This is a genomic window from Bacillus cereus group sp. MYBK222-1 (assembly GCF_051916425.1).
GTDB classification, from domain to species: domain Bacteria; phylum Bacillota; class Bacilli; order Bacillales; family Bacillaceae_G; genus Bacillus_A; species Bacillus_A paranthracis.
In genome coordinates, this window is the sequence record NZ_JBQAGP010000001.1 from 2,282,597 (window position 1) to 2,308,209 (window position 25,613).

Below are 25,613 nucleotides of genomic sequence, written 5' to 3' on the forward strand. Positions count from 1 at the left end.
CCAATTTTAATCCCATAAATAACGGAATACACGTTTTACTTTTGACATCATACGGTCATCATTTTGATTATTATTGTTTTGATTACGAGTTTTTTGTTTCGCAGGTTGCTGTTGTACCGGCGCTGGAGCTTGTGCTGGTACTGGTTCAAAATGCTCTTGCTTTTCCTGTACATTTTTCCCACGTAATTTAGCTTTTTGATAAGAATGTTTAATTAATCCTACTCCACTTGTATATTGTGGCTCACGCACACCAATATAATCAGGAGTTGCTATACGAACATTTTCATGTAAAATATCATATGCAAGATCAAGGACACCTGGCATAGAAGCAATTCCACCAGTTAGTACATAACCAGAAGCTACTTGCTTTACTCCTAACTTACGCACTTCATCTTGAACAAACATTAAAATTTCCTCTACACGAGCCTCTATTATATCCGATAATTCCAACTGAGAATATTGTTCTGTTTGATCGCTTCCCATAATAGGAACCGTAAACATCTCTTCTTCAGATGCTGTATCATAAAAAGCATGTCCATATTTCAACTTAATTTGATCTGCATTTTCTGTTGAAGTTTTCAACCCAATTGCAATATCTTTCGTTATATGGTCTCCACCTAATGGTAATACGCTCGTCGCTTGTAACTCTCCATCTTTAAAAATAGATAAAGTTGTAGATCCTCCCCCCATATCAACAAGGGCTACTCCTCTATTTTTTTCATCTGAAGATATAGCAACTGTTGCAGCCGCTAAAGGTTGAAGACAAATATCAACAATTTCAAGACCTGCTTTTTCTACACAACGAAGTAGGTTATGTAGTAAAGTTCTCGAGCCTGTAATAAGTGTACCTTCCATTTCTAATCTTACACCGATCATCCCGCGCGGATCGTTAATCTCGTCAAGACCGTCTACAATGAACTGTCGAGGTACCACATCAATAAACTCACGTTCTGGAGCAATTGACACAACTTGTGCTGCATCTAGAACGCGTAAGACATCTTCATTCCCGATTTCACGATCTTCATTTGAAACAGCGACTACTCCGTGACAAGGAAGTAGCTGTACCTGGTTTGCATTGACACCTACTACAACTTGCTCAATGTGGATTCCCACCATGCGCTCAGCTTGTTCAATTGCTTTTTTAATTGATCGAACAGTCTCGTCTATATCAACTATCGATCCCTTCTTTAAACCATTTGATTTTACATTTCCAACACCAATAATGTTTAAGCTGTCATTAACCATTTCACCAATGATGACTTTAACATTGGATGTACCGATGTCAAGACTAACATATATTTCATTGCTGTTCATTCTTTGGCACCTCCTTCTTTATTTATACCATACAACTCAATATATGGAACAACAATCGCAACTTTACTATTTATAAGAAAAATATTCAACGTCTTTATACGTTTCCCTTTTTTAACCCTATATTTTTCTTATTTTTATTTAACATTCATTTAAGAATATTGCAGTAAACTGTGAATAACTGCTTATCTTGAAATAATTCTATTTCAAGTGTAAAGATTACCGCCAAGTATAAGTCTACACTAAGATGTACTCATAGAAAAGTGAAACTTGTACCAATCCTAGTATGAATCTAAGAATTTTTACATATTTTTCATCAAATGAACCATTCTTGTAAATTCCTATGCACCAAGCAGAACATTCGTTTCGTTTTTTTCTACAATAACGTAGTGAAAACTATCATTCTATTCTTTTTTTTCTTCTGCTCCTAATTCTTTCGTATACGCCCCTACTTCTAAATCAATTAATACCTTTTTACCTGGCTCAATTGTTTTTAAGATAAGTGGATAAGCTTCCATACGTTTTGCAAAATTTTGAATCGTAGTGCTCACTTCATACCCTTCATTCATATATAAAGTAAGGTGGTCTTCATTCGCATTTGTCGGTGAATAACGAATTTCAGAAATAGACCTTAAAATAGTTGGTGTTAATTTTTCAAGCTCAGCAATTAACTCCTTCATTTTTTCCTCTTTAAAAGGTTCAAAAATTGGCGCTGCAACAGGAAGTTTTCCGTTCGGGAGTACATCAAGTGTTTTCCCGTTCTCTAATAACGGTTGTAATTTCCCATCTTTGTTTATATAACCAATCGTTAAATATTCTTCAATATGAACGTCAATTTTATTTGGAAAACGTTTCTTTACATTTACTGCTTTAATTTCTTTTCGTTTCGTTAAGTTTTCTTCTGCTTTATGTGCTGTCACTCGGAAATAACTTGTATCATATGTCACACCTGATTCCTTCATCACTTGTTCATCTGTCATATAATGATTTCCAAACACGCTTATCTTTTTTATATTGCTAAGTGGAGACCGAAAATAAATTAAAAAGAGAACTAATAGAAATAAAATTGATATGTATAAAATCAACCGATGATTAACATTTTTCTTCTTTTTTTTCTGTTGATTTTTTAACTTTGGTACACGATCCTGTAGTTTAATTACTTTACTATTTTTCATGTACGATCCCCCTACGTAACATAAAGAACGGCATGTTCCTCATGCCGTTCTTATCTTCTTATTATAACATAAATGATAATGAGCGGAACGAATAACCGTTATCTTCCAATGATTTCTACTTCTGTATGCATTTCTACGCCAAATCCATCCTTAATTGTTTGTTTTATTAATGCAATTAAAGATAAGACATCTTGCGCGCTGGCTCCCCCAGTATTAATAATAAAATTCCCATGCATTTCAGAAATTTGAGCTCCACCTATTTGATAACCACGAAGCCCCGCCTTTTCTATTAAATCTCCTGCAAAGTATGGAGTTGGATTCCGAAACACACTTCCTGCGCACGGATGATTCCATGGCTGTGTTTCACGACGGTAATCTTTATTCTTTTGCATAACACTTACAATTCTCTCACGCTCACCTATTTGTAATTGAAACTCAGCCTCCAAAACAATACCAGGACGTTTCGTTTGCAATACAGATGTACGATAGGAAAACTCCATTTCTCCATGCGTTAACCAGTCAATTGTTCCGTCTTCAAACAAAATAAGAGCTTTTGATAATATGTTTGATATATCCGAATTATGTGCTCCTGCATTCATATACACTGCACCGCCAACACTTCCTGGAATACCACTTGCGAACTCCAGACCGGCTAACCCTTGCCGACTAAGTAAAGTTGATAATTTAATTAGGGGATACCCACCACCAACTCTTACTCTATGTTTTTCGACTTCTAAGTGGTCTAATCCTTCTCCTAAACGAATAACGACACCTTCTATACCTAGATCAGATACAAGAAGGTTCGAACCGCGACCAATTACAGTCCACTTTGTTTTATATTTCTTTACTAACTGCAACGTTTTTTCAATACCGGCAACATGCTTTGGCACAATTAAAATATCAGCTGGTCCACCTATTTTCATAGTTGTATAACGTGCTAACGGTTCATCCACTAACACACGACCAACATTTGCTTCTATAAGCTCATTTACTAATTGCTCCATAAACAATCTCCCCCATACTAAGCATCCTTATTACAGTAGTATGCAGGGCGTTCACCTAACGTTATTTTTTTACAAGCTTATTCATTACTTCATACAACTTATTTGCTGCATCTGGAATACCTAATTGCCCAGCAGCAAGCCTCATATTTTGTAATGTTTGTGCATCTAATAAAATCTCGTCAATATCACGAATAAGTGTTTCAGCTGTTAAATCTTTTTCAAGCAACATTTTTGCTGCTCCTTTATCGACAACAGAACGTGCATTTTTTTCCTGATGGTTATTTGTTACATAAGGACTCGGAATTAACACACTTGGCTTACCTAACGCTGTTAATTCTGCAAGTGTTGTTGCTCCAGCTCTTGAGACAACAAGGTCTACACCTGTAAGTACTTCTGGCATATTATGAATGAAAGGTTTAATAATAACATTATTCGGGTTCCCTTTTTGCTTCACTGCGTCCATCACTTTGTCGTAATGAACTTCACCTGTTACATACAATATTTCGTAACTTTTATTTCCAAACTGTTCAATTGCCTCTACGAAAGCATCGTTAATTGGTCTAGCCCCACGGCTGCCACCAAAAATAAGCACGGATTTTTTAGGAAGAGATAAACCTACTGAACGTTTTCCTTTCATTCCATTTTGATCCATTACTTCTGACGCTCGTGGGTTTCCTGTCATGACCACTTTTGACTGCGGAAAATGTTCTGCAGCCGCTTCAAAACAAACTGCAACTTTATCAACATAGCGGCTTAAAAATTTATTCGTTACACCAGGTACACTATTTTGTTCATGTACAATAGTTGGAATACCTAATTTTGCCGCAGCATATACAACAGGTCCACATACATATCCACCTGTTCCAATTACAATATCTGGATTAAAACGACGAATATATCGTTTACTATCTTGTACACCTTTTAGAAAACGCATCACCGTTTTCACGTTATCTAACGATATTTTACGCTTAAATCCACTTATAACAATAGATTGAAACGGTATACCTGCTTTGGGCACGATTGTGCTCTCTAATCCATTCTCCGTACCAATATATAAAAACCTTGCTTCCGGATTTAATTTTTTTATTTCTCTTATTAAAGCAAGAGCCGGATAAATATGACCTCCAGTGCCCCCACCACTTACTAATACACGCACTACTAACTCCTCCGCTTCTCTTTTTCTTATTACAGTCGTATTTATTTCTATATACATATTGTTTCTTCGTACACATACGAAAAACCCTGTCTTATAAAACAGGGTTTAGTAGCGAGAATGGCGACTTATATTTAATAATACACCTACTGCCATTAACATTAATGTCAAACTTGATCCACCATAACTTAAAAACGGCAAAGTAATACCCGTAACAGGCATCAATCCTGTTACAACACCAACATTAATCATTACTTGAATCGCAATCATCGCCACAATACCTACTGCTAAAAACGTACCATATAAATCTGGCGCTCCTAAAGCTATACGAATCCCACGCCATAATAATAGACTAAATAATAATAACACAAATGAACCACCAATAAAACCTAATTCCTCGGATAAGATTGCAAATATAAAGTCTGTTTGCGGTTCAGGTAAATAAAGAAACTTTTGTCTACTTTGTCCAAGTCCAAGCCCGAATAATCCACCTGGTCCAATTGCGAGTAACGATTGAATAATTTGAAATCCACTTCCAAGCGGATCTGACCACGGGTCTAAATATGATGTAATACGTTTCATCCGATACGGTGCTGATGCAATTAGCCCTACAAATCCTGCTACACCAAGCAAACCAAACATTGCAAAGTGAAAGACTCTTGCTCCTGAGATAAATATCATAATGATACATGTCCCAACCATTACCGTCCCTGTACCAAGGTCGGGCTGTAACATAATCATTCCGAAAGCAAGAAATACAAAACCTAAAGCTGGTAGTAAACCACGTTTAAAAGAGGTAATTAATTTTTGTCGTTCCGCTAAAAATTTCGCTAAGAAAATAATCATCGCAAACTTCATAAATTCGGACGGTTGAATGGAAAATGCCCCGATTCCAATCCAACTTCGCGCTCCTCCTCGAACAAGACCTACTCCAGGAATAAGAACGAGAATAAGAAGAATGAAGCAAACTAGCAAAATTACTTTTGAATACGTACGCCACACCCAATAATCAATTTTCATAATAAAAAACATAGCCACTACACCAAGACCTGCGAATAGCAATTGCCTTTTTGCAAAAAAGAATGAGTCCCCCATTTTATAAGAGGCCCAAACCGCACTCGCACTATAAACCATAATCATTCCGATTGTTAACAACGCAAGTGTAACGATGATGAGAATAAAATCAGGCGTTTTCTTCATTACCCATAAACACCACCTCTTTAGGCAGAAACTTTTGCCCTATGTAACAAAACATCAGTAGGTGTTAGCCTACTGATGTTTTGATTTACTTTATATAAGTTTATGCACAGCTTGTATAAAAATGTCTCCTCTTTCTTCAAATGTTTTAAATTGATCCCAGCTTGCACATGCTGGAGAAAGAAGAATTACATCGCCATCTGTAGAATGAGCATAAGCTTTCACTACAGCTTCATCTAAAGTATCGACACTTTCAATTGTATCTAATCCCGCTTTTTCTGCAGCTCTTACTAATTTTGGAGCTGTTTGTCCAAATGTTACAATCGCTTTAACATTTTTGAAATACGGAATTAAATCATCGAATTCATTTCCACGATCTAGCCCACCTGCTAATAACACAGTCGGTTGTGTAAACGCAGATAAAGCTTTCTCTGTCGCTAACATATTCGTTGCTTTTGAGTCATTATAAAACTTACGGTTGTTTATAGTTGTTACGTATTCTAAACGATGTTTTACACCTGTAAAACGTTTTAAAACTGCCGTAATCGCTTCATTAGAAACACCCAATAATTTTGAGATACTCATCGCTGCTAAAATATTTTCTAAATTATGTTGACCAGGTAAAACGATATCGCCTACTTCAACAACTTTTTCACCTTTAAAATAAAGAGCATTATCTTTTATACACGCACCATCTTCAATTTCTTTCGTTGTTGAGAACAGTACTTTTTGACCTTTACTATAAGCAGATAAAGCCATCACATCTGCATCATCTGCATTTATTACACTATAATCATTTTCTGTTTGGTTTTTAAAAATATTCGCTTTTGCTAAACCATATTCTTTCTTCGTCCCATGATAATCTAAGTGGGCCTCAAATAAATTTAAAAACGCAGCAATTTTAGGTTGGAACAATTCTACTCCCATCAATTGGAACGATGAAAGTTCTGTAACTACAACTTCATTTTCTTTCGCATCCTGTGCAACTTCACACGCTACAGTTCCAATGTTCCCTGCAATTACGGGATGCTTTTGTCCTTCTTTTAGCATTTCAAATGTAAGCATTGTCGTCGTCGTTTTACCGTTAGACCCCGTAATCCCAACAAATGGTGCTTCTGAAATACGATATGCTAATTCAACTTCCGTAACAATTGGAATTTGCTTTTCTTTCGCAGCAACTAATATTGGATTAGAATACGGGATTCCTGGATTTTTTACTACAAGAGAAATATTTCTCTCTAATAATTCTAAAGGATGACCACCGCATACAACGTCCATTCCTTTTGCTTGTAATTCTGCAGCAAGTACATTCTCTGCTAAAGGCTTTCCGTCATTTACAATAACATTTGCCCCTAACTTTTGTAACAATGTAGCTGCTGCATAACCACTTTTTGCAATGCCTAATACAAGAATATTTTTATTTTGAAATTCAGTTACAGTTTTCAATTACATCCACACCCCGATATAAATTCCTAACACAGCTAATAAAAATCCTACAGACCAAAACGTCACAACGACACGCCACTCTGACCAACCACATAATTCATAATGATGGTGTAGTGGACTCATTTTAAAGACACGTTTTCCTGTTGTTTTAAATGAAATGACCTGAATAATAACCGATAAAGTTTCCATTACGAATACTCCGCCAATGATTACAAGTAGCAATTCTTGTTTTAATAAAATTGCTACAGCTGCAATGGCTCCACCTAAAGCTAATGAACCTGTATCTCCCATAAACACTTTTGCTGGATTCGCATTGAATACTAAAAATCCAAGTACAGCTCCTACAACTGCCATACAGAATATCGCTACTCCAAATTGCTCTTGTGCCACAGCAATAATACTAAATGCTCCAAATGCAATAGCAGCAGTTCCTGATAATAAACCATCTAAACCGTCAGTTAAGTTAACTGCATTTGATCCACCAATAAGCATAAATAGTACAAGTACAAAATAAGCCCAACCTAATTCAAACTTAACATCCGTTCCCGGAATCATGATGTATGTGTGGAACGCTTGCCCTTTTCCAATTAAAAAGAACGCAATAGCAATAACAAGCTGACCTACTAATTTTTGTTTTGATGTTAAACCAAGATTTCTCTTCTTAACTACCTTTATGTAGTCATCTAAAAATCCAATCAATCCGTAACCAAATGTCACTAATAGTAATAACGATACCTCTGCACCTAAATGATTAAACTTAATCGCCATAATAAGTGAAGTTACCATCATAGATACGTATATGACGATACCACCCATTGTCGGTGTCCCTGATTTTTTTTGATGTGATTTTGGTCCCTCATCACGAATACTCTGTCCGAACTTTAATTTTCTTAAAAATGGAATAAACAATGGCGAAAGGGCAACAGAAATTAAGAATGCTACCCCAGCCGTTACTAATAAACCTTGCTCAAGCACATGTAGTCCTCCTCTCACGTTGTTACTCTTCGTTGTTTAAACGCTCTGTAATTGCTTCTTTAGCGATTTCACGATCATCAAAATGATGAACATCTTTACCAATAATTTGATATGTTTCATGACCCTTACCAGCAATAATGATAATATCTTCAGCTTTTGCGTTAGCAATTGCATGGTATATCGCTTCTTTTCTATCAATAATTACTTCATAATTATTTCCATTTGCACCATGTACCATATCATCTAAAATAGCTCCTGGCTCTTCACTTCTTGGATTATCTGAAGTGTAAATGGCGTGAGTTGCATATCGTGTTGCAACACTTGCCATGATTGGTCTCTTCGTTCTATCTCTATCACCGCCACAACCGACGATGCAATATACGTCACCTTTTGCAAACTGTTTTGCTGTTTTTAATACATTTTCTAAGCTATCTGGTGTATGTGCATAATCAACAATAACTGTATAATTTTGTCCACCATCAACTACTTCAAAACGTCCTGGAACTCCAGCTAGTTCCTTTATTACATCAATGATTGTTTCTAAACTTACACCAGAAACAAGTCCTGCCGCTGTCGCAGCTAGTACGTTATATACATTAAATTTCCCAATTAATTTCATCGTAACATTTACACTCTCATACGGTGTTACAAGCGTAAATGTAGTTCCACCACTTGTCATAACGATATCTTTTGCCATAACATCACTTGTTGTATCAATTCCATACGTTACAACAGTTGCTGCAGTACTTCTCATATATTCCGCTGTTACAGCATCATCGTTATTCAATACCGCGTATTTTTCACGATTATGATTATAACTATTGCCAAGTTGCGCAAATAGCAACCCTTTTGCATGTTTATATTCTTCCATCGTTTTATGATAGTCTAAATGATCTTGTGTTAAATTTGTAAACACTGCGACATCGTAATCACATCCGTGTACACGGCCAAGATCTAAAGCATGTGATGAAACTTCCATTACTGTGCTATCCACACCGTGTTCAACCATTTTTGCAAACGTCTGTTGAAGTGTTAGTGCATCTGGTGTTGTATTTTTCACCTCAAATGTTTCATCACCGATTTTCATATTAATCGTTCCAATTAGCCCGGTTTTATGACCATGTGCGCGCATAATCTCATCCATAATATGCGATGTTGTTGTCTTTCCATTTGTACCTGTAATACCGATTAAATGTAACTTGTGTGTTGGTTGACCATAAAAATAATCAGCTAAAACCGCTAACGAACGAAAAGTATTTTTCACAAGTACAACTGGAACGTCAACATCAATTGGTCTTTCCGCAACAATAGCAGCCGCTCCTTGTGCCGCTGCTTGCTTAGCAAAATCATGGCTATCAACCGTATATCCTTTCATACATACAAATAAGCTTCCTTCTTTCACTTTACGTGAATCAGCTTCTATAGATGTGATTTCTGGATTTTCTTTTGGAACAACTGGAAAATCATGCAAACATGATACAAGTGTATGCAACTTCATTTCACTAAACCCTCTCTACATTGTGTATTTATCTCTTTTATTAATAAGCAACACGTTACCTCCTAATTATGTAAAATAGGAGGTAAGTGCTACTGTGTCTAATAAATAGACCTATTTATAACCGAGACTCTTGCGGTCTCAAATTAAGTAACTCTTCTATAAAGAACTCACTTCCACCAATTGTACCATAAAACGTACTAGGTTACCTTTAATTCCCGAAGTAAATTCTAATTTTTGAGCCTTCTTTCACTTTAGCTCCTGCTTCTGGGGACTGTTTAATGACTTTCTCTCCATCTCCGCTTATATCAAGCTTCAAATCAACGAGTTGCGTCTGTAAGTCTTTCTTTTTCATACCAATTAAATTTGGAACTTCCACAGTTGGTGTATCGCCCCATTTATATTCTCTCTCAACTTGTTCTTTTCTCGGTTTCACTCCCATAACAGGAAGTGCATCCCGCAGAATATTCCCAACAATTGGAGCTGCTACTACTCCACCAAATTGCGTTACACCTTTCGGATTATCAACAGCAACATATACAACAATTTCCGGATCATCTGCTGGAGCAAAACCGATAAAAGATACGATATAATTATTCTCTAAATATTTACCATCTTTCACTTTTTGGGCTGTACCTGTTTTTCCGCCTACACGATACCCATCAATAAAAGCACCTTTACCAGATCCCTTTGCTACAACATTCTCTAATGCATACCGAACTTTTTCTGAAGTTTCCTTGGAAATAACTTTTCTTTTTTCCACAGGTGTCTTTTTACTTACAACTTGATTGTTTTTCGGATCAATAAATTCTTTAGCTATATACGGTTGATACAATGTTCCACCATTTACAGCTGCTGCTACCGCCGCCACTTGTTGAATTGGCGTAACAGAAACACCTTGACCGAATGAAGTTGTTGCTTGCTCGACTGGACCGACTTTGTCTAAATTAAATAAAATCCCACTACCTTCACCTTGCAGGTCAATTCCGGTTTTTTGTCCAAAGCCAAAATTACGAATGTATTTAAACAATCGATCTTTACCAAGACGATCACCCAGCTCAATAAATCCTGGGTTACAAGAGTTTTGAACTACTTCTAAAAACGTTTGGCTACCATGGCCTCCTGCTTTCCAGCATTTCAATCTTGCTCCACCAACTTCAGCTGCTCCATCATCATAAAACGTATCTTTCTCTAAGTCTACTAAATTTTCATTCAAAGCTGCGGCTAACGTAATGATTTTAAATGTTGAACCAGGTTCATACGTACTCCATACTGGTAAATTTCTATTGTACACTTCTGGAGAAACACTTTGAAAATCTGCCGGATCAAAACTCGGCCGACTCGACATACCTAAAATTTCACCATTTTTCGGATTCATCGCAATCGCAATCATACCATCTGGATTATATGTCGACTCTGCGATATTCATTTCTCTTTCCATAATTCTATTAATACGTGCATCAATTGTTAAGCCTAAATTCAAACCAGCTTCTGGTTTTTTGAAATCATCGCCAACATTAGGCATCCTTTGCCCTTTTGCATCTGCAAAAAAGCGCACATGACCTTCATCACCATTCAGTTCTTTATCATAATATTTTTCTAGTCCCATAAGACCTTGGTTATCACTACCTGCAAACCCTAATACGTGTGATAAAAAGTTGCCAAATGGATAGTACCGGATAGAGTCCTCTGCGATATAAACACCTTTCAAACTTAATCCTCTTACCTCTTTCGCCTTATCATGTGATATTTTCCTTCCGCCTTTATCTAACCTTACAATTGATTCTTTTTTTGTAATCCTCTTATAAATCTCATCTTTTTCCACACCTAATACTGCAGCTAACTTCTCTGCAGTCTCTGCTGGTTTTTCAATTTGCCTCGGTACAACAAAGACAGTTGGAGCACTTTTATTCGTGGCAAGTTCCACACCATTTCGGTCTAAAATTTTTCCACGTTCAGGTTCAAAAGTAATATTACGACTCCATGAATCTTTCGCACGATCCGTTAACATATTCCCAAGAAAAAATTGCACATATCCAAGACGAATATCGATGATAGTGAAAATAAGTATACCTGATATGAGTATAAAAATAAGTCGTTTTCTAACTGTTACATTTGATACACGCATATTGGAACAAGCCTCCCTTACGCCTAGCTTGTTCCAATATATGCTTGTACTTATTTAATTAGAACTTCTTCTCTTTTACCATTACGGCTTTTCTGCTTCTTGTTGTGGTTCAAGTGGCGGTACAAGTGTTACACCTAACTCTGTACCAGGTTGCAACAATGTTCCTTCTGGTACACTTTGTTCGGTTACGTATCCTGTACCAGTAGGTTTTAGATTAAGCTTTAATGTTTTTGCTAAATTCATAACATCACGAAGTGCCCAGCCTTGTATATTTGGCATTGTAGGTTTATCTCCCACTAAGAAGACTCGGTCACCCTTCAATGTTTGTTCAGTTGCTTTCGGTACTTGATGCTGTACTTTCCCTTCACCTAATACGATTGGGCGAAGTTTTGCTTTATCAATGGCTTTTTTCGCTTCTTCCATCGTTTTTCCCGTTACATCTGGAACAGCAGTTTGCTGCTCTTTCACATATTTCTTCGGATCTTTCACTTCATTAGGCTTAATCTTTAAATACTCTAAACTATTCTTCGTTACATATTTAAAAATATCAGCTAAAGGTTGTGCGCCGCTCTCATCATCTTTCAATTTCGGCTTTTTAACAGCTACATACACAACAAGTTGCGGATTGTCCATAGGTGCCATACCTAAGAATGAGAATATATAATTCTCTCTTCCCGTCATATAGCCTCCTTTTCCATCCGGAATTTGCGCTGTTCCTGTTTTACCACCAACTGAATAGCCATCGACTTTATAAGCAGTTCCTGTTCCTTTCGGCGATGTAACAACGCGTTCTAATAACTGTCTTACTTGCGCTGCTGTCTCTTTTGTAACAGGTTTTCCCACTTCTTCTGGTTTATGTTCTAATTTTACTTCCTCTGTTATCGGATCTACAATTTTATCAATTGTATAAGGTTTCATCATTTTCCCATCGTTCGCAATAGCAGTTGCAGCCTGTACAAGCTGAATTGGTGTTACAGTAGAACCTTGTCCAAAAGCTGTTGTTACTTGCTGTATTTGCTGATCGAATACAATGGTATTTGAACCTTCACCAGGTAAATCAATATTCGTTTTTTCATCTAATCCGAAAGCATGGATATATTTCCGGAAACGGTCTGGACCAAGTTTTTGATCCCCTAAAATAGCAAACGCTACGTTGGAAGAGCGCTCTACACCTTCATCAAATGTGATAGATCCCCATCCAGCACCGCCATTATGATCTTTTATTTTGCGGTTCCCGACTTGATATGTACCAGACTGATAATAATCTTGTCCCTTATACACACCTTCATTAATAGCTGCTGCTAGCGTAAAAATTTTCATTGTTGATCCAGGTTCAAATGCATTTGCAATTGCGTCATTATAAAAATAATTATTATTCTCTTGGTTCGGATCATAACTAGGCTTACTAGACATCGCTAATATTTTCCCTGTTTTTGGATCCGCAACAATTCCTATTAAGCTTTCTGGCTCATAATGTTTACTCGCTTCTTTCATTGCATCTTCTAAATAACTTTGAATACGCTGGTCGAGTGTTAAATATACATTATCTCCATTTTTAGGTGCCTTCACATTCACTTTTCCACCGTCAAGAGATACGCCTCTACGATCGCCTGTATAAGCTACCTCTCCATTGGAAGCACCTAAATACTTATTCAAACTCTTTTCTAAACCAAATTGACCTATAGCGATTCCCTTTTCATCAGGTCTCGCATGACCTACAACATAAGATGCAAAATCACCGTTCGGATACACTCTTGCATTTTCAGTAATAAAAGATATACCTGGTAATTTCAATGCTTCTATTTGTTCTTTCTGTTCTTTCGTCAAGCCTTTACCTAATTTCCCAAACTCTACTTGACTTCTACCCTCTTTATTTAAAGTAGCTAAAATCTTCTCTTCATCTTTTCCGAGTACGCCCGCAATTTTCTTAGCAGTATCCTCTTTATTCTCAACAGGCTTCGCACCTTTTAATTCCGCTACAAGTTTATAAGAGTTTGCATCTTGCGCTAACACATGGGAATTTTGATCATAAATCGTCCCACGATTCGCTTCCAGAACTCCTGTTTTACTATGTTTTTGCTGAGCGAGTTTATCCAAATCCTGATTATGCACTGTTCCTGTCGCTTGTATGTAAAAAAATCGGGCTAATAACAGCAAAAAGAGCAGGAGGAATAAAATCATAAAATACCCTGCTCCCTTATTGGTATGAAATTTAGTCATATTTCTCTTCATTTTCCCTTCACACCTATTGCCTTATTTGAGGCCTTTCACATTATTCGCATTAATTTCTAGCCCGTGTTTTTTTGCAACTTCAGCGATTCGTTCATAACGACTTAACTTCTCTACTTCAGCCTGTAACTCTTGATTTTCTTTTTGCTGCTGTACAATTTTTTGTTCTATTGTCGCAGCTTCTACATTAACTTGATAAAGGCCTGCTTTATTTCCAATAAACGCTACACAGGCATACAATAAAAAGCCAATAAACGCTACATACAACAGTTTTTCGATTCTTGTAATCTTCGCTTTAGCTTTTGGTTGAACCATCTGCTGTGGGGGCGTTTGAATCTGAACCTCTTCTTGCGCTTGTTGCTTGTACTTTACAGCTAAGTTACTCATACCTCTCTCCCCTTTTTATCGTTTTTCAGCGATTCTCAATTTCGCAGAACGCGCTCGATTATTTTCTTCTAACTCTATATCAGAAGGTAAAATCGGTTTTCTTGTAATAAGCTTTAATTTCGGCTTAAATTCATCAGGAATAATTGGTAATCCTGGTGGCAATTGTGGCGTTGTACTATTTCGCTTAAACGTCGTTTTACAAATACGGTCTTCTAAAGAATGGAATGTTATAACGCTAACTCTTCCGCCTGGCTTAACCATCTCAATTGCAGATTCCAACGCTTCTTCAAATACTTTCAATTCATCATTTACCGCAATACGGATCGCTTGGAACACTCGCTTCGCAGGATGTCCACCCGTTCTACGAGCAGGAGCTGGAATACCCTCTTTAATTAGTTCTACTAATTCCCCTGTCGTTTCAATAGCTTTATTCTCACGATACGCTTCAATTTTTCTTGCTATTTGTTTTGAAAATTTCTCTTCGCCATACTGGAAGAAAATTCTTACAAGTTGTTCATATGACCAACTATTTACAACATCATAGGCTGTTAATGGGGCATCTTGATCCATTCGCATATCTAACGGTGCATCATGATGGTAACTAAAGCCACGCTCTGGTGTATCTAATTGCGGGGATGAAACACCTAAATCAAATAAAATACCGTCTACTTCTGTTATACCTAATGCCTGTAGTTTTTCAGATAGGTAACGGAAATTACTCCTTACTGTTATGAACTGCTCACCGTATGAAGAGAATTTTTCTTTCGCATTTTGAATTGCTATCTCATCTTGATCAAACGCGATTAATCTTCCGCCTTCAGTTAATTGGGATAATAAATAAGAACTATGTCCTCCTCCCCCCAGTGTACAATCTACATATGTACCACCTGGCTTTATATCTAAGCCATCTACTGTTTCCTTCAAAAGCACTGTTACGTGATTAAACATTGTTGCACCTACTCTTTTTCCAATTAATTATGTTGAATGTATCTCCTCCTCTAAACGCATATTTCACGACTAGAGAACGAAATACTATGAAAGAACGACTCATTTAACTTGCCTACAAAGGCAGCATACTATACAAATCGCCATTTTCTTTTATTATATACTAAATTTTATCATCTTTTGCGGGAATTTAAATAAAAAACTGTCGAAAAAGATAATAATACGTTTACATTTTGTGCTATTTTGTCATATATTTAAGTATCCTGCATAATTACGATATTAGCTTTTTTAAAATTAATAATTCAGAAAAATTTCACTTCACAGTAAATTCAACGGAATAAAAATAAAATCCTGCTCCTAAGAGCAAGATTCTATAGTTTTATAACGTGATGTTTTCCATTCCAAGAGAACGGTTTTTCCATTACACGATCAACGAAATCTAAACCGAACTGATTTAAATAGTAACATACATTCCACACACGCTCTTGTGGCGCTCCCAATGGGCGTAGTGCAAATTGTATACGACGGAATTTATTTAGTTCCACTTCATGTTTTTTCTCAACATTTCTTTTCAACATTCTTTCCAACAGTTCAATTTGTTCATTAATTTTGAACTCGTTTTTCCCTGCAAACGAACTTAATCCAGGATCTATTTTCTTCACAAACTGTTGTAATGACTTATGAATATCAATTATTTCTTTTTTCGCCTCTACAAATCGTTCATCTATCGGTTCCTCTATTTGATTAGATAGCCAGTTTTCACGCAACTTATCTACGTTATTCAAAAACGGGTCACTCTCTTGCAATTGTAAATCGTGTAAATCTGTCGCTATATCCCTCTCAATATAAGTAATTGTAATACGAGGAACGACAGGAGGCATTCGGAAGCCGATAGTATGGAAGACTTGTTGTAATTCACTCCAGTAAGCTAATTCCCCTGGACCTCCAATAAACGCCAACGTAGGAAATACATACTCTTGCATAAGAGGGCGCGTTACAACATTATTACTAAAGCGCTCTGGGCTTCTTTCCATCTCTTCAATCAATTCCTCATATGAAAAGGAATACGTCCCATCTTTCCCAACAAACTTCCCTTGATTGTCTTCAAGCAACACTCGCTCATTATCAATTTCCATAAATATATGTACTGCATTAGACTTTGTTTCAATAATTGGCTTATATCCTAATTCTTTAATTACTTCCTGTTGGTTATGAAGCCCCTCTTGCACTTCTTTATACTTACTTACAATTTGTTTAAAAAACGGCACTTCTAATTTTCTTAATTCAGGATGATGCGAATCGACAAGAATTAAACCAGAATTCATGAACATTTTCATAATAAGGTGACCAAAGAAATCTACATACGTATTCGATTTCCGTAAAGAATCATCAATAAATCGCAGTACATCCTTTGTAAAATTCGTTTCAGGGTATGTTTTAAAAATTTCTTCAATCCACTTTCTACAGTCTTCCAAAGAAAGCTCAGACTCTGAAGCACTCGCCTTTTTCGGATTACGATCATGAAAAATGGTCTTTTTTATTTTTTTATTCTTCGTTACAAAAGTATGATTAATTTCATCCATATCATGGTCTTCACCAGCAATCCAGAAAACAGGAACAACTTTAACGCCTAAACTTTCTTCCTTTTCCTTCGCAAGCTGTAAAACTGAAATAATTTTATGAATCGTATAAAGTGGCCCAGTTAATAACCCAGCTTGTTGTCCAGCTATAACAACATATGTATCTTCATCTTCAAGCGCTTTTACATTTTGAATTGTAGCTTCTCCCGCTTGTAATTTTGTATTATATTCTAATAAATGCGCTACTAAATCTTGGCGGAAAAACTCCCTCTCACGCAAATCTTGTACACGCTGTTTAAAAGCATCTTCTGTTAACATATAATCAAAACACGACTGTATCTCTTTTTTACCGTTCATATAGTCCGCTACAACACCTTGTTGCGGAACAGAGATTTCTTTTATCTCCATATAATTCTTCCTTTCGTATCCTGTTCTCTCACCAATCCACATTGTAGTCAATGTTTCACGTAAAAGCAAAGAATTACACTTATACTTTTACTTCTAACCCTTTTATTGCATCGAACAAAAATTGAAGTGTCGGAACGGATCGTTGCTGTTTCTTAGCTTCTTCTAATACATATCCAACAATCGCACCAATCTCTGTTTGTCTATTCGCCCTTACATCTGCCAGCATAGATGATGTATTATGAGATGTTCTTTCACATACATGACGTACCATTTCCCATACCATTTCTTTTTCTTCTTTAACGAGAAAAACGACTTCCTTGAATACTTGCTCCATCATCTGATAAAAAAACGGGTTCGTGATCAATTCTCCGTTCTTGACCTGTAATAATGCCGTCAATGGATTGATACATACATTCACTACTAATTTTTTGTGCATAACATCCTTCCAATTATCTTCTATTCGAATTGGAAAATGCGGAAAAGGAAAGCAATTAAATATTTTTTCAAAATGTATAGACCGACCGCGCACGATTCCAAACTTCGTTACACCTATCCCTGTATGATAAACGGTATGTCTTTCTTCTTTTTTCGCACCATGCTCTACAATTCCAACTGCAATATTTTCATTCTCTATTTTCTGCATAGCATGAAGGTGTGACATTCCGTTTTGCAAAAAGACTACTGAGGATTTCCCTCGCACAAAAGGTAGTATGTCAGTTATATGATATTGCTTAACAGCAATAAATATATAATCTAGCTGCTGGTCTAGCATGCTTTCTATTGGTAACACTGGCGGGAATACCGTTTCACGTTTCCCCTCCCTAATACAAGTTACACCCGTTATATTTAATTCGTCAGCCTGCTTAGCTGTCCTTGTAAACAACGTAACATCTTGATTACTTTTTTGTAAATAAAATGTATACAATAGACCAATAGCTCCCGGTCCCACAACTCCAATTTTCATTTTCACACAAGGAACTCATTTGAACACGATACATAAGTCCCTTTTTCCCCTCCTCTTTTATTCCGCGAACCCCCGATTCATACGGAATCATAATTAACTAAAGATGATCAAATGCCACCTCTTCTTTCAATATGTATATACTACTTATTACTATACTTCTACTCTTAGTTTAGCAAATCCTCAAAAAAATAATAAAAGAAATACACTATCATCTTCATAAAAATAAAAAAATGAGTTATAATATTATTATAAATATTTTCACTTTTCTGCATTCAATGAGACAAAAAGGATGTGATGTTATGGGATTCCCAAAAGTTGAGCGCTTGCTCATCAATTATAAAACATTAGACGAGTTTAAAAAATTTAAAGGCTGCGGAGCTCAAGAACTATCCATGTTAGAAGAATTACAAGCAAACATTATTGAAAACAATAGTGAATCTCCATTTTACGGTATTTATTACGGTGGATCACTCATTGCACGTATGAGTCTATACATGAAAAGGAACGGCGGGGAACCATTCGAAATTACAGGTACTTACCTAGAACTTTATAAACTTGAAGTATTACCAACTTTCCAAAAACAAGGATTCGGAGAAATGCTTGTAAATTATGCGAAGGGACTGCAGTTCCCAATTAAAACGATCGCACGTATCCATTCAGCTGGTTTTTGGGATAAATTAAATTTCCAACCTGTGTCAGTACCTGATGGTGATTTTTACGTTTGGCACCCAGAAACAAATTTGAATGCGGTTACAAATGAAGAGTCTGCATAAGAAATAAAAAAACAGCTACATAGCAGCTGTTTTTTTATTTCTTTAACTTCTCTAATTTCCCATTCGAACGAGCGCTATTTCTTTCCGCTACCATTACACTTCTTTTTTGATCGATATAATCAAGCAATGTTCTATATTCTTCCTCATATACTGATAATCGCTCCAACAGGCTCTCTTTCTCTGTTTGTAACGATTCAATTTGCTGTTGCAACACCACTAAAGAGTTTTCATCTTTATAATTTTGCAAGAAATCAATAACATCATTCAATGTAATTGACGTAGGTTCTAATACCTTCGTCTCTTTCACTTCATAATTTTCCACTTTACGCAGTTGCTTCGCTTCTTCAATACGTTCTTTGTATTGCTTTCTAACGTAAGAATTCCATCTAAAGCCACATGCTGCTGGTGTACGAGATAAATGTCTTCCCACTTCTTTAAAGGCAGATAATTGCGTTCCACCTTCTCGAATATGCCGGAGTACTACTTCTGCCAGAAGCAAATCTTCATCATCAGTCCAAGCATCTTGTCTTGTTGTCGCCATCTCTCTAGTCCTCCCTATGCATTTTTTATTAAACATATGCAGTTACTAGAAAAGATAGAATACAACAAATGAAGAATAAGACAAAAAAAATAAACGTAGAAGATATCTTCTACGTTTATTTTCCCGCAATTACTTGCTGATTACTTCTTTACCTTTGTAAGTACCGCATGCTTTACATACACGGTGAGCTAATTTCGCTTCACCACAGCTTGGGCACTCTACCATACCAGGTACTGATAATTTGAAATGCGTACGACGCTTTCTTTTTACTGTTTTAGAAGTTCTTCTAAAAGGTACAGCCATTCTTCCCACCTCCTTAAAAGAAATAGTTATTTTCATATGAAGGCCTGAACCAGTCTTCCGATTATTTGTCAAAAAACTTTGCAAGTCCTGCCAATCTTGGATCAACAGGCTTTTCTTTGTCTTCTTCCGAAATCACTTGCCAGTCTTGACCTTGCGTCGGTGCTCCACCAGAAACATCATCACTGAAAATTTGCATTGGAATCTCCAAAAGTATATTTTCCTTGATTACGGGCAGTAAGTCAAGTACTTCTCCTTCTAAACAATGAATTTCAGCTTCAGTTTCAAATTCTTCTTGTGAAGTTTGGAACACCTCAGTTGTTTTAATGTCAAATGGTAATGTCACATCTACTAAAGAGCGAGAACATGGTAAAACCATGCTTCCAGTTATATGTAGATGGAACGTAAACTTACCGGAGCCAAAATCAACTCTTCCTGTTACGTGAACAGGATTAATTTCACGAATATCTTTCTCGACCTCTTTTAGCTCACTTACATCTACCATCTCATCCAATGTCAATCCTTTATTTCTCAATTTATTCAATTGATGGATGGACCATTTCATATCATATCACCTCAAGGCAACAAACAAAATTATAGCTAGCCATTTTATATTTGTCAATGTTTTTTCTTTACACCTCTAAAGATGCATTGTGTCCATTATGTGTTAAAACGTGTCTTCTTGTCTAGCTATATTTTATATTTTAGACAAAATGGACATAAAGTAAATAATAAATGTGGTACAAGTTGTGGTCAATGTGGTCTGCGTGGTCAAAAGAGAGCGATCATTTTATATGACACTCTCTTCTTATATATATGCCCATTAATTTTTTTGTGATTTATTTTCAATAAGGAAAATTGAATTTCCAATCTAATTTATTTATTTCAGCATGAAGATTATCTAAACGTATAAAATCGTTTTCTCCATATTCCTCTAAAGTTTCTTCACGATCATCATAAACTTTTCTTTCTAACCATTGTGACATCATTTCAATTACGTCTTCAGCACTCACATCATACTTACGCAAAATTTCATTTAACTCTTTTGTTGCTTCACTCATAATAAATCACTCCTTTTAAATTAATTTTTTCTTGATCCCACTTGAATAGAGATTTCTTTTTTTGGATGTTTGGGTGTTATTTGATTAAGAAAATCTTTAATTGAATTCGCTTGAAAAATGCGGAAATTTGCACTGGAGACATCATACTTTCTATCAGTAAGGATTAAAATTGAGGGGAATATTTTTTTATTGGATGGCTGCCAAGATTCTTCTTGCCACTTCATACCACAAAAATACATTTCATATCTTTTAATCTTTTCTTGCATTACAGCTTTACTGTATATTGATTTTTGTACTTCAATAAAGAAGGGAGCTTTTCGCCAAATCGTAAATATGTCAGGTTCCATATATTCTTTTCCATACTTCGGTTCTACTTTAAAAATCTTAGGTTTCTCATTTTGGATCAATTGTTTATACGCATCTACTATGCCTAAGAAATGTGGTATTTTTTGACTTGTTTTTCTAATTGCGCTTGGTTGTGGAAAATACACATATGGCTGGAATGTAGTATTCACTTCCACATGTCCATCTCTACGTAATCTTTTTAATACCGTATTGCATGATGTTATTGGGTTTTTCAAATGGCTGAAGTGTAATTCCACAATGTCGTCCCGTGACATACAACGAAATTTAGTCAAATTCTTCAAAATAGCCATATCTCTATTCCTCATCATCTAACACCCCAAATAAAGGCTCCTCTTTCACTTCAGTACTTACTTCTATTTCTTTTGTCATTCTGAAAGGAGCCACTAATTTCTTTGCTTTTTCTAACTTTAACTCTGGAGCTTGCACTTTCTTTAGTCCTTTTAATTTGAAAATCATTTGCCCGGATTGCTCTAACAGTTCTGAACCTGGTGTACCTATAATTCCTGCATTTAACGATGAATCACACTGGAACCCCATTCTGACTGTCATATTCACTTTTAATTTCCCATCGATAACGGTTGCATCCGGCCGCTGCATCGATAACATTAAAAATACGCCTAATGATCGCCCGACAGCTGATATCTTTCTAATAATTTTCATACTATCGTTTTCATCTTCCAACATCGCAACCTCATCAATGCAAATTAAAATATACGGTAATTTTTCCTCTGTAGTCACTTTGTTGTATTCGTTAACGTGGTCTACTTCATATTTCTCCATACACTTACGTCTTTTGATAATTTCCATCCACAATTGGTTTAACATTACCTCCATTTCTACTTCTTCCATGCAAACTTTTTTAACGTGTTGCACTCTTCTTAAAAAGTGAAATTCTGAGTTCTTCAAATCACCTAAATACAGCTGTAATGATTCTGGTGGCAAATGTTGAATCAATGTAGATAAAATAACGCGTACCATACTACTTTTACCACTTCCTGTTTCTCCCGCTATTAATAAGTGTGGGCTATTCGAATCCGTCATATCATATACAATCCACTTTCCAAATTGGTCCTTTCCTACCACTACAGGGATGCTATGTCCTTTTAGATGTGGTAACCAATCTGAATAGTTATACAAATACGGTTGTAAGCTATTATGTTTGAACGAGTGCAATACAAAGCGTTTTATATCTCCTTCAATCGCCAGTTCCCTCCCTAAGATTTGCTGAAAGCAAAACCATTTCTTCTCAATCGTTTGCGGATCTACCCCGTTTGGTAAAGTAAATGTATATCGGACAGAATCTTTTGTTTCTAGAACATGATGGATTTTCGGGAAAACAGGTAATTTACCTCCTCTTGTTTGGTGTTCATAGTAAATACCACTTTTTTTGAATACCTCAATTAAAAGATTCTTTATAGCTCTTTTATGAAACCATTCCTTCATCACATTCATACCCTCCCTTTAAAACATCCTTACAACTCGAATGAACACATATACAATAAAACCAATGCTACCTATCCGAAGTCCGTGATACAGTCCATCTGATACTAATTTACCTGCTGTAATCCGGTCATTTTGAACCAGATATCTTTCCAATAAAACAGCTCCAATCGTTAGTCCGCCAAGTATGCCAAGTGCTACATAAGTGTGTACAAGGGGGTGTGCCATATGGAAAAACGCTATTGGACTGATTGGCTCAATGCTTAATAATTTTGTTTGCTTCTGCTGTTTTTTAAATGATCCGTTCATAAAATCACGAAACGGTATGATTTCCTTTTTCCTAAACATAAGACCACTCCTTCACACGAACAGTTTAAACATCAAACATACACACTCTAAAACCATCTGAGACGTGCGCTTTAATAGGTCAATTGCATCGAATGGAACATTCGTAATGAATACCGCTAACTCATCCGGTAACTTCCTTATTTCGGCTGTTGTGCTGTCTAAAGGTTTGGTTACATACCAACTCATCCACCTATATAAAAAATCTGTGGTGTCCGATGTACTCATTGCATTCTGATTTAGCGCATCCCATTGACAAACTATCTCATTTGTAGAACTTCCACACCACTCATTTATCTCTTGCATGTTTCTAAACTTAGGTTTCGGAATTTGATTCCACCCCTTTGTTAGATCTTGATTTAAATAGAACTTTATTTTGTTTCCGATAACCTCATATCCATTTTCCATTTCTCTCTCCCCTTTATAAACAAAATTAGAAAACCCGCTATTATTATGTTGCAGGAATCAAAACCGTGGTAATCGAACCTTGATAGGTACATCGGTAATTACTTTGGTAGACTCTATTTGCTTACCATGGTTTCTACTTTTGTAGCGAATTTCTATTTTATTGTGGCTACGCCTGTTCCCTTACCTTTGTAGCTGCTTTGGTATAGGTATATGTCAGGGACAAAGTTCACTTGCCTGTCCGTCTAAACTTTTTTAAATAAAAACCATTTTGTTTAGAAGGTTCAAAATTTATTTCCTTGAATTGTATACAGAGGGAGGGATTTAGTTGAAATTCAAATGTAGACTTCGAATCATTTTTGCAGAAAGGGAAATTAAGCAAAAAGAATTTGCTAAACTAGTGGGGTTAAGTCAATCGACACTCAGTACACTTGTTAACGGAGCGAACTTACCTACATTTACTACCGCATTTAGAATAGCTAAAGAATTGAATATACATATTGAAGATATTTGGATTGAAGATGATAAATAAAGAATAAACGACTAATTATGACAAACAAAAAAATAATAACCTGTTATGCTGATAACGAAATCTTACATAATCAACATCGGAGGGGAACTCATGAATAAGAAGGTCATAATAGGTTTATTAGCCGTATTAGCAATAATTGTAACTGTCGTTAGTATCAATGTTGTGAAATTAAATGCTGATAAAAAAGAAGCGGCGGCATTAGAAGCTCAAAAGAAAAGGGATGAAAAATATTTGAATGCAGCTACTGAATTTTATATAAGCGCTGAAGCGTTTGAATATGTTTCTACAAATCAGCTTTCCGCATACTCAAGAGTGTGGTCGAATGCCATTAACAATCGAACAGACTTCTCTCTTGCGGTTAATACGGAAATAAAAGACTCAGCAATGATAATTACAGGAATTACCAAAATGTATAATAGCATGGGTGAAAATCTAAAGGTTGTTTCAGAAGCCGCAAATGAAGAGCCTAAAAAATATAAGGAAACTTACGAAGGGTATAAAGAAGTTTACGGGATCATAACCGCTCTAAATGAACAAGTTAAATCACCTAGTGGTAGCTTGTTAAAGTTTAACGAAAACGCTAATACCTTGTTACAAGATTATAAAAAGGCAAAAGGTAATATAGATATAGCCATTCCTAATGAGGTAAAGAAAGAGATTGAAAAAAGAAAAGAAGAAAATAAAACTGGTTCATCTAACAAATTATAATAATAAAAAAGAGCCATCATATGACGGCTCTTTTTGTTTACCAAACTATTCTTTTGTATAGAAGTATTTAAGTCCTTTCGCATCTAACCACGTTGTTGCTCTATCTAGTTCATTCCCTTGGCGATATGCTGTTTCAAATCTAACTAATCCTTGTTTATCTCCATATGAGATAATACGAGATTCATACCCAAGAGCATCCATCATTCCTAACATCTCAGGTACTAACGCTGTACCGAACTCATAAGTAACTACTTTGCTAAATTTATTCACTGTAATTCCAACTCCTTGATTATTATTTGCGCTTCCGCTTACTGTAAAACCGAATACTTTAGCAAATGCTCTTGCATATGCTGCTGCTAATTGATCTAAGAATCCACCTTCATTAAATTGAGAAAGAAGCTTTACATGCTCCATATTATTCATAAAGCCATTCTCAAATAAGCAAGCATCCATGCTTGTATCGCGTAATACTGCATAATCTGCTTCACGTACTTCACCGTTTGTGAATACACCAAACTTAGAATAGAAATTATTCCACATTTCATTATGAAGCTTTTGAGATAAATCTCTTGTTCTTTTTGGAGCGTTTGGATGAATATACGTTGTAAACCTCTTTCCCACTGCACTGGCATCGTCCACATGAATTGAAGCAAAGAATGACGCTCCATAACGATTAGCAATATTACAACGTTCTCCTAAAGGAATGAATACGTCGGTACTACGTGTTGAATTGTGGACGACACCT

General features: G+C 36.1%; 26 protein-coding genes. 3 read left to right on the forward strand and 23 right to left on the reverse strand.

The annotated features are described in order from the left end of the window. Positions 1 to 6 precede the first annotated feature (6 nt). From ftsA to panE, 14 genes are all read right to left on the reverse strand, one after another. Entirely contained in the window at positions 7 to 1,314 is a 1,308-nt protein-coding gene (gene ftsA, locus ACTFR9_RS11635; protein ID WP_001087555.1) for a cell division protein FtsA, read from the reverse strand. 401 nt (positions 1,315 to 1,715) lie between these two features. Then, complete coding sequence (gene divIB, locus ACTFR9_RS11640; protein WP_000798222.1) at positions 1,716 to 2,486, reverse strand: cell division protein DivIB; 771 nt, start codon at positions 2,484 to 2,486, stop codon at positions 1,716 to 1,718. Positions 2,487 to 2,584: 98 nt separating this feature from the next. Beyond that, a complete protein-coding gene (gene murB / locus ACTFR9_RS11645; protein WP_000437042.1) occupies positions 2,585 to 3,490 on the reverse strand; it encodes a UDP-N-acetylmuramate dehydrogenase in 906 nt (301 codons plus the stop codon). Between the two features lie 61 nt (positions 3,491 to 3,551). Beyond that, a complete protein-coding gene (gene murG / locus ACTFR9_RS11650; protein WP_229136218.1) occupies positions 3,552 to 4,646 on the reverse strand; it encodes an undecaprenyldiphospho-muramoylpentapeptide beta-N-acetylglucosaminyltransferase in 1,095 nt (364 codons plus the stop codon). A 105-nt stretch (positions 4,647 to 4,751) separates the two neighbouring features. Beyond that, the gene (gene spoVE, locus ACTFR9_RS11655; RefSeq protein ID WP_000753510.1) at positions 4,752 to 5,843 is read right to left on the reverse strand and encodes a stage V sporulation protein E; all 1,092 of its coding nucleotides are present in this window, start codon (positions 5,841 to 5,843) and stop codon (positions 4,752 to 4,754) included. Between the two features lie 90 nt (positions 5,844 to 5,933). Further along, complete coding sequence (murD, locus tag ACTFR9_RS11660; protein WP_000860124.1) at positions 5,934 to 7,286, reverse strand: UDP-N-acetylmuramoyl-L-alanine--D-glutamate ligase; 1,353 nt, start codon at positions 7,284 to 7,286, stop codon at positions 5,934 to 5,936. Further along, positions 7,287 to 8,261, reverse strand: a complete 975-nt coding sequence (gene mraY, locus ACTFR9_RS11665; protein WP_000893058.1) for a phospho-N-acetylmuramoyl-pentapeptide-transferase — start codon at positions 8,259 to 8,261, stop codon at positions 7,287 to 7,289. It lies immediately after the preceding gene. Between the two features lie 22 nt (positions 8,262 to 8,283). Beyond that, positions 8,284 to 9,759 (reverse strand): UDP-N-acetylmuramoyl-L-alanyl-D-glutamate--2,6-diaminopimelate ligase, encoded by a 1,476-nt coding sequence (gene murE / locus ACTFR9_RS11670; protein WP_000766300.1) that lies wholly within the window; start codon positions 9,757 to 9,759, stop codon positions 8,284 to 8,286. Between the two features lie 208 nt (positions 9,760 to 9,967). Further along, a complete protein-coding gene (locus ACTFR9_RS11675; RefSeq protein ID WP_001266227.1) occupies positions 9,968 to 11,884 on the reverse strand; it encodes a stage V sporulation protein D in 1,917 nt (638 codons plus the stop codon). Between the two features lie 81 nt (positions 11,885 to 11,965). Then, the gene (locus tag ACTFR9_RS11680; protein ID WP_440048970.1) at positions 11,966 to 14,116 is read right to left on the reverse strand and encodes a penicillin-binding protein; all 2,151 of its coding nucleotides are present in this window, start codon (positions 14,114 to 14,116) and stop codon (positions 11,966 to 11,968) included. 21 nt (positions 14,117 to 14,137) lie between these two features. Continuing rightward, positions 14,138 to 14,500: a cell division protein FtsL gene (gene ftsL / locus ACTFR9_RS11685; RefSeq protein ID WP_000067081.1), complete on the reverse strand. Its 363-nt coding sequence runs from the start codon at positions 14,498 to 14,500 to the stop codon at positions 14,138 to 14,140. Positions 14,501 to 14,515: 15 nt separating this feature from the next. Next, positions 14,516 to 15,448, reverse strand: a complete 933-nt coding sequence (rsmH, locus tag ACTFR9_RS11690) for a 16S rRNA (cytosine(1402)-N(4))-methyltransferase RsmH (RefSeq protein ID WP_440048971.1) — start codon at positions 15,446 to 15,448, stop codon at positions 14,516 to 14,518. 368 nt (positions 15,449 to 15,816) lie between these two features. Further along, positions 15,817 to 17,433, reverse strand: coding sequence for a bacillithiol biosynthesis cysteine-adding enzyme BshC (gene bshC, locus ACTFR9_RS11695; RefSeq protein WP_000403052.1), 1,617 nt, complete (start codon positions 17,431 to 17,433; stop codon positions 15,817 to 15,819). A gap of 79 nt (positions 17,434 to 17,512) precedes the next feature. Further along, complete coding sequence (gene panE / locus ACTFR9_RS11700; protein ID WP_000782392.1) at positions 17,513 to 18,403, reverse strand: 2-dehydropantoate 2-reductase; 891 nt, start codon at positions 18,401 to 18,403, stop codon at positions 17,513 to 17,515. Positions 18,404 to 18,696: 293 nt separating this feature from the next. On the opposite strand from panE, the gene ACTFR9_RS11705 reads away from it, so the two are divergent. After that, positions 18,697 to 19,170, forward strand: coding sequence for an N-acetyltransferase (locus tag ACTFR9_RS11705; protein ID WP_000506707.1), 474 nt, complete (start codon positions 18,697 to 18,699; stop codon positions 19,168 to 19,170). Positions 19,171 to 19,204: 34 nt separating this feature from the next. Here ACTFR9_RS11705 and ACTFR9_RS11710 read toward each other — a convergent pair whose 3' ends face one another. From ACTFR9_RS11710 to ACTFR9_RS11745, 8 genes are all read right to left on the reverse strand, one after another. Further along, entirely contained in the window at positions 19,205 to 19,711 is a 507-nt protein-coding gene (locus ACTFR9_RS11710; protein ID WP_000246478.1) for an RsfA family transcriptional regulator, read from the reverse strand. 129 nt (positions 19,712 to 19,840) lie between these two features. Further along, positions 19,841 to 20,014, reverse strand: a complete 174-nt coding sequence (rpmF, locus tag ACTFR9_RS11715; RefSeq protein ID WP_001984764.1) for a 50S ribosomal protein L32 — start codon at positions 20,012 to 20,014, stop codon at positions 19,841 to 19,843. A gap of 61 nt (positions 20,015 to 20,075) precedes the next feature. Next, a complete protein-coding gene (locus ACTFR9_RS11720; protein WP_000872145.1) occupies positions 20,076 to 20,576 on the reverse strand; it encodes a YceD family protein in 501 nt (166 codons plus the stop codon). Positions 20,577 to 20,856: 280 nt separating this feature from the next. Then, positions 20,857 to 21,072, reverse strand: a complete 216-nt coding sequence (locus ACTFR9_RS11725; RefSeq protein WP_124878119.1) for a hypothetical protein — start codon at positions 21,070 to 21,072, stop codon at positions 20,857 to 20,859. Positions 21,073 to 21,092: 20 nt separating this feature from the next. After that, positions 21,093 to 21,743, reverse strand: coding sequence for a replication-relaxation family protein (locus ACTFR9_RS11730; protein ID WP_042469569.1), 651 nt, complete (start codon positions 21,741 to 21,743; stop codon positions 21,093 to 21,095). Further along, complete coding sequence (locus ACTFR9_RS11735) at positions 21,733 to 22,890, reverse strand: FtsK/SpoIIIE domain-containing protein (RefSeq protein WP_002027563.1); 1,158 nt, start codon at positions 22,888 to 22,890, stop codon at positions 21,733 to 21,735. Before ACTFR9_RS11735 ends, ACTFR9_RS11730 begins: the two co-directional genes overlap by 11 nt. Before the next feature lie 9 nt (positions 22,891 to 22,899). Next, positions 22,900 to 23,226, reverse strand: coding sequence for a hypothetical protein (locus ACTFR9_RS11740; RefSeq protein WP_440048972.1), 327 nt, complete (start codon positions 23,224 to 23,226; stop codon positions 22,900 to 22,902). A gap of 12 nt (positions 23,227 to 23,238) precedes the next feature. Then, a complete protein-coding gene (locus ACTFR9_RS11745; RefSeq protein WP_440048973.1) occupies positions 23,239 to 23,631 on the reverse strand; it encodes a hypothetical protein in 393 nt (130 codons plus the stop codon). Positions 23,632 to 23,956: 325 nt separating this feature from the next. Here ACTFR9_RS11745 and ACTFR9_RS11750 point away from each other — a divergent pair, with 325 nt between their 5' ends. Continuing rightward, on the forward strand, positions 23,957 to 24,160 hold the full coding sequence (locus ACTFR9_RS11750; protein WP_098946767.1) for a helix-turn-helix transcriptional regulator: 204 nt from the start codon (positions 23,957 to 23,959) through the stop codon (positions 24,158 to 24,160). Between the two features lie 90 nt (positions 24,161 to 24,250). Further along, positions 24,251 to 24,868: a hypothetical protein gene (locus tag ACTFR9_RS11755; RefSeq protein WP_144290929.1), complete on the forward strand. Its 618-nt coding sequence runs from the start codon at positions 24,251 to 24,253 to the stop codon at positions 24,866 to 24,868. A gap of 45 nt (positions 24,869 to 24,913) precedes the next feature. On the opposite strand, the gene ACTFR9_RS11760 is transcribed toward ACTFR9_RS11755, so the two are convergent. Next, positions 24,914 to 25,613: N-acetylmuramoyl-L-alanine amidase (locus ACTFR9_RS11760; RefSeq protein ID WP_440048974.1), on the reverse strand; the 700-nt coding region annotated here is incomplete at its 5' end.

Bases quoted from the DNA above. Each gene is read 5' to 3' on its own strand.
- ACTFR9_RS11705 (WP_000506707.1), top strand. From the start codon at position 18,697: ATGGGATTCCCAAAAGTTGAGCGCTTGCTCATCAATTATAAAACATTA.
- murB (WP_000437042.1), bottom strand. From the start codon at position 3,490: ATGGAGCAATTAGTAAATGAGCTTATAGAAGCAAATGTTGGTCGTGTG.
- ACTFR9_RS11680 (WP_440048970.1), bottom strand. From the start codon at position 14,116: ATGAAGAGAAATATGACTAAATTTCATACCAATAAGGGAGCAGGGTAT.
- rpmF (WP_001984764.1), bottom strand. From the start codon at position 20,014: ATGGCTGTACCTTTTAGAAGAACTTCTAAAACAGTAAAAAGAAAGCGT.
- ACTFR9_RS11730 (WP_042469569.1), bottom strand. From the start codon at position 21,743: ATGAGGAATAGAGATATGGCTATTTTGAAGAATTTGACTAAATTTCGT.
- ACTFR9_RS11725 (WP_124878119.1), bottom strand. From the start codon at position 21,072: ATGAGTGAAGCAACAAAAGAGTTAAATGAAATTTTGCGTAAGTATGAT.
- murE (WP_000766300.1), bottom strand. From the start codon at position 9,759: ATGAAGTTGCATACACTTGTATCATGTTTGCATGATTTTCCAGTTGTT.
- ACTFR9_RS11675 (WP_001266227.1), bottom strand. From the start codon at position 11,884: ATGCGTGTATCAAATGTAACAGTTAGAAAACGACTTATTTTTATACTC.
- ACTFR9_RS11755 (WP_144290929.1), top strand. From the start codon at position 24,251: ATGAATAAGAAGGTCATAATAGGTTTATTAGCCGTATTAGCAATAATT.
- ACTFR9_RS11745 (WP_440048973.1), bottom strand. From the start codon at position 23,631: ATGGAAAATGGATATGAGGTTATCGGAAACAAAATAAAGTTCTATTTA.
- ACTFR9_RS11710 (WP_000246478.1), bottom strand. From the start codon at position 19,711: ATGGCGACAACAAGACAAGATGCTTGGACTGATGATGAAGATTTGCTT.
- ACTFR9_RS11735 (WP_002027563.1), bottom strand. From the start codon at position 22,890: ATGAATGTGATGAAGGAATGGTTTCATAAAAGAGCTATAAAGAATCTT.
- ACTFR9_RS11740 (WP_440048972.1), bottom strand. From the start codon at position 23,226: ATGTTTAGGAAAAAGGAAATCATACCGTTTCGTGATTTTATGAACGGA.
- ACTFR9_RS11720 (WP_000872145.1), bottom strand. From the start codon at position 20,576: ATGAAATGGTCCATCCATCAATTGAATAAATTGAGAAATAAAGGATTG.
- ftsL (WP_000067081.1), bottom strand. From the start codon at position 14,500: ATGAGTAACTTAGCTGTAAAGTACAAGCAACAAGCGCAAGAAGAGGTT.
- rsmH (WP_440048971.1), bottom strand. From the start codon at position 15,448: ATGTTTAATCACGTAACAGTGCTTTTGAAGGAAACAGTAGATGGCTTA.
- divIB (WP_000798222.1), bottom strand. From the start codon at position 2,486: ATGAAAAATAGTAAAGTAATTAAACTACAGGATCGTGTACCAAAGTTA.
- bshC (WP_000403052.1), bottom strand. From the start codon at position 17,433: ATGGAGATAAAAGAAATCTCTGTTCCGCAACAAGGTGTTGTAGCGGAC.
- spoVE (WP_000753510.1), bottom strand. From the start codon at position 5,843: ATGAAGAAAACGCCTGATTTTATTCTCATCATCGTTACACTTGCGTTG.
- ftsA (WP_001087555.1), bottom strand. From the start codon at position 1,314: ATGAACAGCAATGAAATATATGTTAGTCTTGACATCGGTACATCCAAT.